This window comes from Streptomyces sp. HSW2009 (genome assembly GCF_040240285.1).
Taxonomy (GTDB): domain Bacteria; phylum Actinomycetota; class Actinomycetes; order Streptomycetales; family Streptomycetaceae; genus Streptomyces.
In genome coordinates this window covers 1-1,723 of the sequence record NZ_JBEHZD010000936.1, presented here as the reverse complement: position 1 = coordinate 1,723, position 1,723 = coordinate 1, and the positions used below count along the sequence as shown (strand labels likewise).

The following is a 1,723-nucleotide window of genomic DNA, read 5'->3' as shown; positions in this document are numbered from 1 at the left end:
GTGTGGTGGGCGCGTTGTTGTGTATACGCGCCCGGCGGGGGGGCGCGTCGGGCCCGGCGGCCTGGCCGTGCGCGGCGCGCGGACGGCCGAACGCGGCGGGCGCGGGGCGGGGTGTGGGGTGGAGGTCGACGTCGTTGATGAGGTCGTTGAGTACGCGGCGAACCGCCAGGCGTATCGCGGCGACCGCTGGATGGGGACCCATGTCCGTTTCCCATCTTTCATTCGGGGGGTGCCTCGGGAGCCACGCGGGCTCCAGTCACGCTAAGTATGTAGATGGTGACAGAGCCGAGCTGTTACCCGAGCATCGCACGCCTACCCGTTGCCGAGGGTCCCTCAGACGAGTGATGAAGTGAGCGTTCTCCTGCCTCCTGGCGTGCGTGCGCTACGACTCTGCCCTACGGTGCACCCTCGCGACCCAGTCCGCCGGTTTGTGGATCTCGGCCTTGGTGGGGAGGGTGTTCGGGGAGGTCCAGACGCGGTTGAAGCCGTCCATGCCGACCTCGTCCACCACGGCCCGTACGAACCGCTCGCCGTCCCGGTACTGACGCAGCTTGGCGTCGAGGCCGAGCAGCTTGCGCAGCGCCTGATCGAGCCGGCCGGCGCCACTGGCCCGGCGCTTTTGGAACTTCTCCCTGATCTCGGCGACCGAGGGCACCACGGCCGGGCCCACGCCGTCCATCACGAAGTCCGCATGGCCTTCGAGCAGCGACATCACGGCCGTCAGCCTGGCCAGGATGTCACGCTGCGCCGGGGTCTGCACCAGCTCGACGATGCTGCGCCCGCCGCGCTCGGCCGGGCCGCCGTCGGGGTGCTCGGGGCGGTTTCCGGTCAGCGACTGGGCGGCCTCACGCAGCCGCTCCAGGAGGGTGGCCGGGTCCACGTCGGTCTCGCCGAGGAACGCCTGGATCTCGGACTCCAGGTGGTCCCGGAGCCAGGGCACGGCCGTGAACTGGGTGCGGTGCGTCTCCTCGTGCAGGCACACCCAGAGCCGGAAGTCGTGCGGGGCCACGTCCAGTTCGCGCTCGACGTGCACGATGTTGGGGGCGACGAGCAGCAGCCGGCCGCCGCCCGCGCCGCCCGGCAGGTCGCGGCTCGGCGGTGCGAACGTCTCGTACTGGCCGAGCACCCGGGAGGACAGGAACGACAGCAGCATGCCGAGTTCGACGCCGGTGACCTTGCCGCCGACGGCGCCGAGCCCGGCGCCGCCCGGGGTGCTGGCGCGGCGGCTCTGCATCTTGTCGAGCAGCGGGCCGAGCACCGCGCGGAACCCCTCGACGTTGGCCCGCACCCAGCCGGCCCGGTCCACGACCAGGACCGGGGTGTCCGCGTCACCGGCCGGCGCCATCCGGGTGAAGGCGCGCACGTGCTCCTCGGACGCCTTGGCGTGCCGGCGCAGCTCCTGGACCACCGTCCGCGCCTCGTCCTGGCTCACTTCGGGACCCGACCGCGCGAACCGGGTCGCGGTCGCTACCGCGAGGTTCCAGTCGACCATCTCGACACCACCGATGCTCGTCATGGCTTCACGGTACGTGGGCGTTCCCCGTGTGGGGTAGCGAACGATGTTTCCGTTCGCCTGACGGACATCCGCCGCGCGACCCGCGCACCCCCGGTGGCCCGCGCGGGCCCCCCCCGCCCCCCCGGCGGCACGGGGGCGCCCCGCGGGACGGCGCGCGGGGGGCGGGTGGCGGGCGGGGGCGGGTGTGGCGCGCGGCGGCGACCCCCG

At 73.1% G+C, this 1,723-nt stretch carries 1 protein-coding gene and 1 pseudogene; both read right to left on the bottom strand.

Going from position 1 to position 1,723, the window contains the following annotated elements; all coding sequences use genetic code 11:
* Positions 1-202 (bottom strand): annotated as a pseudogene (locus AAHZ94_RS33665) (tRNA lysidine(34) synthetase TilS); the annotation flags it as partial.
* Between the two features lie 180 nt (positions 203-382).
* Positions 383-1,516, bottom strand: coding sequence for an Rv3626c family coenzyme F420 biosynthesis-associated protein (locus tag AAHZ94_RS33660; protein WP_349997492.1), 1,134 nt, complete (start codon positions 1,514-1,516; stop codon positions 383-385).
* Positions 1,517-1,723 lie beyond the last annotated feature (207 nt).

Bases quoted from the DNA above. Each gene is read 5' to 3' on its own strand.
- AAHZ94_RS33660 (WP_349997492.1), bottom strand. From the start codon at position 1,516: ATGACGAGCATCGGTGGTGTCGAGATGGTCGACTGGAACCTCGCGGTA.